Source organism: Butyrivibrio sp., assembly GCF_024699075.1.
Map to the genome: position 1 here is coordinate 1 of NZ_JAILQF010000041.1, position 7,156 is coordinate 7,156.

The 7,156-nt window shown below is 38.1% G+C and carries 6 protein-coding genes and 1 pseudogene; 1 reads left to right on the top strand and 6 read right to left on the bottom strand.

Features of this window, described 5'->3' with window-relative positions; translation table 11 throughout:
- The 6 genes and pseudogenes from K6G87_RS01245 to K6G87_RS01270 form a co-directional block, all read right to left on the bottom strand.
- A pseudogene (locus K6G87_RS01245) lies at positions 1-365 on the bottom strand (hypothetical protein); the annotation flags it as partial.
- A gap of 80 nt (positions 366-445) precedes the next feature.
- Entirely contained in the window at positions 446-1,147 is a 702-nt protein-coding gene (locus K6G87_RS01250) for a DUF975 family protein (protein WP_296832777.1), read from the bottom strand.
- Positions 1,148-1,183: 36 nt separating this feature from the next.
- Positions 1,184-1,672 carry a hypothetical protein gene (locus K6G87_RS01255; RefSeq protein ID WP_296832780.1) on the bottom strand — a complete coding sequence of 163 codons (489 nt, stop codon included), beginning with the start codon at positions 1,670-1,672 and terminating at the stop codon, positions 1,184-1,186.
- 62 nt (positions 1,673-1,734) lie between these two features.
- Complete coding sequence (locus K6G87_RS01260) at positions 1,735-2,097, bottom strand: hypothetical protein (protein WP_296832783.1); 363 nt, start codon at positions 2,095-2,097, stop codon at positions 1,735-1,737.
- A 150-nt stretch (positions 2,098-2,247) separates the two neighbouring features.
- Positions 2,248-3,792 (bottom strand): ATP-dependent Clp protease ATP-binding subunit ClpX, encoded by a 1,545-nt coding sequence (gene clpX / locus K6G87_RS01265; protein WP_296832786.1) that lies wholly within the window; start codon positions 3,790-3,792, stop codon positions 2,248-2,250.
- 209 nt (positions 3,793-4,001) lie between these two features.
- Complete coding sequence (locus K6G87_RS01270; protein ID WP_296832789.1) at positions 4,002-4,907, bottom strand: helix-turn-helix domain-containing protein; 906 nt, start codon at positions 4,905-4,907, stop codon at positions 4,002-4,004.
- A 403-nt stretch (positions 4,908-5,310) separates the two neighbouring features.
- Between K6G87_RS01270 and K6G87_RS01275 the strand changes: the two genes are divergently transcribed.
- Positions 5,311-7,086, top strand: a complete 1,776-nt coding sequence (locus K6G87_RS01275; protein ID WP_296832792.1) for an ABC transporter ATP-binding protein — start codon at positions 5,311-5,313, stop codon at positions 7,084-7,086.
- The last annotated feature ends 70 nt before the right edge of the window (positions 7,087-7,156 follow it).

A 7,156-nucleotide genomic window follows, 5' to 3' on the forward strand; every position in this document is an offset into this window, starting at 1 on the left:
TTTACAGGAACATCAACTTTCTTGTAATACCAAAGGTACTGCCCGGGTTTAAGAACATGAGGAAGAAAGGTTGCCCTGCTTTTAGATGTTCTATCAACTACCGAAAGGATACTTTCCGGAGAAAAGGGAACTCTGATGCGACCACATATGTTCTTTTTACGCGGTATAGCATGAGAATCAGAGATGCAAAAACCCCAGATTCCGTTTAAAGATACATAACTATCTCTTACGAACTGGGGTCTGGGATATTCTGATTTAGGACAATCAGCTTCCTTGGCTTTCCTGGTCCATGGAGTATCCAGCTGCTTTAATGCAACAGGTTCTTTACTTCTAACCATACTACGTGTAATATCTGTCAGATCCATATGCTATAATCCTCCATATAAGGCCAGGTGGCAAACGCTGATTGAATTATTATCTCTTTGTTTCGATTATAAAAAGGTTTTTATGCATTAACTGCTTTATCTTTACTGGAAATAAGCTCTTTGTAGAACATAGCCCTGCTTGCATCGTAATAAGCATTTACCCATAAAAGGGGTACGAAGAATGTGATAAAACCTATGAGCATCATAGGTATAAAGCTAAGAACAAGCTTTATAAACTTAAAATAATTGTGTCGCATCATAGAAAGACTCTTTCTTACAAGCTGTCTTACTGTATTATCAGGATAATCCTGTAACAGGAAAAAGACCTGTGACAAAGAAATCGATAATATAATATACGGAATCAACAGTATAAGTGTTGCTATAAGCATCTCTGAAGCACCTATGATTCCGAAAGCATTCATAAACTGTGGTATCTGCAAAATAAGAATTGCTATTGTGTATATAAGCTGGATCATAATGGCTTTATCAGGATTTTGCTTAAATCCGATAAAAACATCTGAAACATTTACGGGTTGTCCATAAGCCAGATTCATAAGCATGTAGCTTTTGCCGGATTTGAATACGCCAAAAAGGAGATCAATTATGATCTCCGTTATTAGAGCTATATAAATGTTAGTTATAAGCATTATTGCAAGCATACAGAAAAAGTAGATCACGTTAACCACAATGCTCGCTGCTATGATCTGACCATAATTCCCAAGAAGTCTCTCTCTTGCTACCCCCTTGAGCTTTGAAGTAGTAATATCCAATGAATTAGCCATAATATTATTTTGTCCCTTGTTTCTGATTATATAGCCTTATACAGAATAGTCTGCATTCATTCCTGCAAGGAGACCTGCATCTAATTCCTTGCGCTGCTTCTGATAAGGATTGTCCTCATTATTGTATTTGATCTTGGATGTAGTCGTACCTCCAGATACATATGTTCTTCCGCATTCTGGGCATACTGCTGTATGAATACTGACTGATGCCTGAAGAACCTTGCCGTCTTTTTGAAAAGCCTTATCATATGCATTAGCAACGTGTTCCTGCTCATGTGCTCTGACTCTTGTACCTGCTTCCTGCGGGCTTATATGTTGAGCTGATTTGAACGAAACCATCTCATCAGATCCGTCCTGATATTTGCGGTTCTGACAAGTCTCACACTCTGCAGGAGATGACTTCCTTCCGGCCGACTTAACATCAGACTCTCCCGGATTGACTACAGCCTTACCCTCAGAGGATCCTGATACAGAAGCTCCATCATATCCACTATATCCATATCCATAAGCGTTTATTCTTATCATATGTAAGCCCTCAACTTCCTGGACTACACTATTAAAAGGTTTCCATCCTGAAAATCCCGGATTCAGCCTGCTCCGGTAGCACTTCCTGCATGACTTAGTATTGCGTTATACAGATTATTAAGGTTCTCAGATGAATCATTCAATCTGTAAGCATCTAGTGCTGCTGTAACCGACGGATCTGACAAGATTCTGCTCAATATAACTGCATAGGTTATATATGTTATGGTAACACCAACAATTCCAATTATAAGTCCAATAATAGCCTGGCGAGATAGCTTTTTGCTATTACCTCTTGATAGTAATGCAAGTACTATTGCTATTCCACCAAGTATGATCGCTACAAATCCTGTACTATAAAAAAATATGGATGTAATACCGAGCCATACTGACATACTTGCCATACTTCTGCGCGGGCTGTCCTCCATCTTTATGCCTCTCTTTTTCAGATATTTATTCAAGTTAATGCTATCATAAAAGCAGAAAATTCGCAACAAATGCTGCGAATTTTCTGATAATTTTACTTTTATAATTTATATCCTATATCAAAATATTTTTTCATGCTAAAATCAAATGATTTATTCTGCCTTTTTATCTTCTATAGTCGCTTCTGCTGCGCTCTCAATCTTAGGCTTCTCACTTCTGATCTCGATCTGAGGGCCACCTTTACCTTCGATATATTCTCTTGTAAGAGTTACTCTGCCTATATTGTCATCCTTTGGTATCTCATACATGATATCAAGCATGAATTCTTCTATGATGGATCTAAGAGCACGGGCTCCTGTATCCTTTTCAAGAGCCTTCTCTGCAATAGCTTCAAGCGCTCCGTCGTCAAAACGTAGATCAACCTCATCAAGCTCAAGGAGCTTCTGATACTGCTTGAGTATTGCATTCTTGGGCTCTTTAAGGATTGTGATAAGAGCATCCTTAGTAAGTCCTGTAAGTGTGCATACGATAGGAAGTCTTCCAAGGAACTCCGGAATCATTCCGAACTTCTTTAAATCTTCTGTAGTTACGTATGAAAGGATATTCTCGTCGTCATCATACTTATCCTTAAGCTCTGAGTTAAATCCTATTGATGAAGACTTATTGAGTCTGTTCTTGATGATATCTGAAAGATCCGGGAATGCACCACCACAGATAAAGAGAATATTCCTTGTATTAACTGTAGTAAGTGGTACCATTGCATTCTTGGAATTAGCACCTACAGGAACTTCAACTTCAGATCCTTCAAGGAGCTTGAGCATTCCCTGCTGTACGGATTCGCCGCTTACATCTCTTGCTGTTGTGGACTTCTTCTTGGCAATCTTATCTATCTCATCGATAAATACGATACCGCGTTCAGCTTTCTTTACATCATTGCCTGCTGCCGCAAGGAGCTTGGATATTACGCTTTCGATATCATCACCGATATAACCTGCTTCTGTAAGTGATGTGGCATCTGCGATAGCAAGCGGCACATCAAGAAGGCGAGCCAGAGTTTTGACAAGATATGTCTTACCGCTACCTGTAGGTCCTATCATAAGGATGTTGGACTTGTCGATCTCTATATCGTCCATAGTGCCTGTAGCTACTCTCTTATAGTGGTTATATACAGCAACTGAGATAACCTTCTTAGCCTGCTCCTGACCTATTACATATTCATCTAGCTGTGCCTTGATCTTGTGAGGAGCAGGGATCTTCTTGATATCTATGGTTTCCTCTTCATCTTTTTTCTTGGACTTCTTGATCTTTTGGGAATTGGGGATACCACCCTGAGTATTGGCACCAAAATCTCCAAGATTCATGAATGAGATACCATTATTCTTATTAAGCTGATTCATAAGATCAGGATTATTAAGAAGATTATTGTAGTCATACTGGCTTACAGTATCCATTGTGCGGTGCATACAGTCTTCGCACACGCATATATGATTAGGAAGCTTATACATACGTCCAGCCTTGGATTCAGGACGTCTGCATATAAAACAGATATCTTCATAATCACTGTCTTTTTTATCTGAATTATCAGAGTCTGTATTATTTATGGTAGATTCACCTTTGTCATCTACCTCACGAAAATCCATTGTATCCTTATTATCTGTAGTTTCCTTGTTGTCATCATTGTTGAAAATATCACTCATAAAAACCTTTCTTTCTTAAATTATTGAATTATTGATTCAATAATATATGTAAAAACGAATTCAGTATTCTAAGTATATGCTCAGGACAATTCATTGGCAAGTAAAGTTTCTCTAAACTGACCATCTTCTATATACCACCTAAAGGTGGCGGGTTATCTTGATCATTTTATATATAATGATACAAGCAAGATTCTTTGCATCTTAGTGTCTTACTGGCTTCTGAAGCTTGTTGGAGTATATCCTACTGTAGCTTTGAACTGCCTGTTAAAATGTTCTATATTCTCATATCCGCAATACCTCGCAATATCCTGGATACTATTATCTGTTGATCGCAGAAGATACTTGGCATAAGTTATTCTGCTCTTAATTATATCCTTGGTAACAGGAACCTGAAACAATTCCTTATATACATGTTCAAAATATGACAGGCTCATGTTCTGTGATAAGGCAAGCTCTGTTACATCTGTAATAGCTGCCGCATTATTACCACTGAATATACTGTTCCTTAGTTCACCAAAGGCTTTCCTGTAGCGGTTGAATTTACTTGGTGTTCCGCTTTCAGAATGTATTACATCCGCAAATTTATAGATAAGTGCTCTCATTTTCATATCAAGGAGCTCTCTTTTGTGGCTCCCTGCCTGATGAAACTCTGCATCCGTAAGCTGCCACAGATCACTAAGTTCTATTGTGTTATACAAGACGATTGGTTGTCCCCAGGGTATATCAAGCTCATTTATCAGTGATTCGATCTCGTCAGGAGCCTTTGTATTATGCATGTTACTGCTATCTATATCACTTTCATCTATACCAGGATTCTTACTTTCTTCTATACTAGGATTCTTACTTTTCTCTATATTAGAATCCTGGCTTTCACAGTTAAAATGGATCCAGCTGTCAATATAAGTCATATCTTTATGGTTATGGAAGTGCTGCCTCTGTCCCTTTTTGAACATAATAAAGCAAGGCTCGGGATAATATACCATCTCATCTCCTATCAGTATATCCGCAGGAGTTTCTATATGCAGAAAAAGATACTTATTAAGGCCTGATGGTCTGTTAATATCCCAGCCATTAGTATGTACATATCTGTATCCTATAGCATCAACTGAAATCATGTTTGGTCTCTTTTCTTTAATATATTTTTCTTTAATAATATTTTCTGCCCCATCAAAATTATCTTCGGCAGTGGAAACTATAAGGGTCTGGTAAATATCTGTTTGCATTTTTGCTTATATTTGGAAAAAAATATATTTCTCATATATACCTTATCACACATTCATTATCTTAAAAAAAGCAAAATAAATCAATCTTAAACAATATATATCATTGTAAATATCCAGCAACAGACTAATATAAAAGTTACGGATTGCTTAAGGCAAAGCAATTTTATACCGAAATAAAGATGGCATGTTCAGTAGCATCAGCCTTTATATTCGGTAAAGCGGCTAATGATTTTACAGATATTTAAACAAAATCTGTATATGAACCGGCCTGTAGTTTATGATATGAGGGGATATTATGAAAATCAAAAAAAATCAATCGGCAATGAGATGGTTCTATTCATATCTCAAAAAGTACACTTGGAAGGTAGCTCTTGGTCTTGTTCTTGTAACAGCTACTTCTGTTCTGGCAATAGTAAATCCCAAGATCACAGGTTTCATCGTAGATGACATTATAGGTGATGGTCATAATATAAGAATGGATCTTCTTCCAAAGTTCCTTCTTCTTATGATAGGTGTCACTGTTATCAGAGCTGTGTTCAGACTTTTTTTCCTATATCTGTTTGAAACAGCATCACAGGATATGCTCTATGACATGCGTGATGGTGTATACAGAAATCTTCTCGAAAAGGACTTTGCTTTCTATAACAGGAGCCGAACAGGTGACCTAATGAGCAGACAGACAGGTGACATGATGGCTATCCGCCACTTTGTAGCCTATGTTATCTACTGTATCTATGAGAATGTCCTTCTATTTGTAATAGCTTTGTTTATGATCTTCTCAGTAGATTTCAGGATTGGCCTTGCCATGATACTTGTACTTCCTATAACGGCATTCATGACATATTCTCAGAGTAAGACCATAAAACCCAAGTTCATGAACATAAGAGACAAGTTCTCTTCACTCAATGCTTTTGTTCAGGAGAACATAAGTGGTAACAGGGTTGTCAAAGCTTTCGCCAAGGAAGACTACGAAATAGAGAAATTTGACAAGGAAAATGCAAGCTACAGGGATGCTGAGCTTGAAGCAGCAAAGGTATGGACCAAGTATGTACCTATTTTCATATTCCTTTCGCACATGCTCACTTTCCTTCTTATGGTAGCAGGCGGCATTATGTGTATTTACGGTTATATGTCTCTTGGTAATCTTGTTATGATCAACAGTTATCTGTGGATGCTCAACAATCCTCTGCAGATGATGGGATGGCTCATAAATGACTATCACAGATTTACAACTTCTGTAGAAAAGATATATCAGACTATAACTCAAAAACCTGACATCCAGACACCACGCTATCCTAAGGAAGTAGACAAGATAAGCGGAGATGTTGAATTCAGAAACGTATCCTATACAGTTGATGATGAACCTGTCCTTCATGATGTCAGTTTTCATATAAAGCCGGGCCAGACTGTTGGTATCATAGGTGCTACAGGCTCAGGAAAGTCTACTATCATGAATCTTATATGCAGATTCTTTGATACAACAAAGGGTGAGGTCCTTATGGACGGAATAAATGTCAAAGACCTTGATCTGCACAGACTAAGAGATGGTATCGGTATTGCCATGCAGGATATATTCCTTTTTTCAGATACCATAGAAGGTAATATTGCTTATGCAGATCCTGACTGTCCTTTCGAAAAGGTTAAATGGGCTGCCAAAATGGCTGATGCTGATGATTTCATCATGCAGATGGATGATGGATATGATACGGTTGTCGGCGAAAGAGGTGTAGGTCTTTCAGGAGGTCAGCGCCAGAGAATATCTCTTGCAAGAGCACTTCTTAAAGAGCCTTCGATCCTGATCCTTGATGATACTACTTCCGCTGTTGATATGGAGACAGAGGCTGAGATACAGCGTGATCTTAAAAAGCTTGCAGGTCATACTGTTTTCATAATCGCTCATCGTATATCCTCTATCAAGGATGCTGATGTGATCCTGGTTGTTGAGAATGGACGCATAGCACAGATTGGTACCCATGATGAGCTCATTTCAAAGGATGGCTATTACAAGAAGGTATTCGAACACCAGTATGGTGAATTCGATGAAATAATGAAGAGAAAGGAGACCGCATAATGGCTAGAAATAAGATAGAACAAGACGAAGAGCTTGAAAGCGGTTTTGATATAAATCAGCTTAAAAGACT

What these genes read in the sequence shown, in the direction of transcription:
- K6G87_RS01250 (WP_296832777.1), bottom strand. Translation starts at nt 1,147, where the DNA reads ATGGCTAATTCATTGGATATTACTACTTCAAAGCTCAAGGGGGTAGCA.
- K6G87_RS01270 (WP_296832789.1), bottom strand. Translation starts at nt 4,907, where the DNA reads ATGATTTCAGTTGATGCTATAGGATACAGATATGTACATACTAATGGC.
- K6G87_RS01275 (WP_296832792.1), top strand. Translation starts at nt 5,311, where the DNA reads ATGAAAATCAAAAAAAATCAATCGGCAATGAGATGGTTCTATTCATAT.
- K6G87_RS01255 (WP_296832780.1), bottom strand. Translation starts at nt 1,672, where the DNA reads ATGATAAGAATAAACGCTTATGGATATGGATATAGTGGATATGATGGA.
- clpX (WP_296832786.1), bottom strand. Translation starts at nt 3,792, where the DNA reads ATGAGTGATATTTTCAACAATGATGACAACAAGGAAACTACAGATAAT.
- K6G87_RS01260 (WP_296832783.1), bottom strand. Translation starts at nt 2,097, where the DNA reads ATGGAGGACAGCCCGCGCAGAAGTATGGCAAGTATGTCAGTATGGCTC.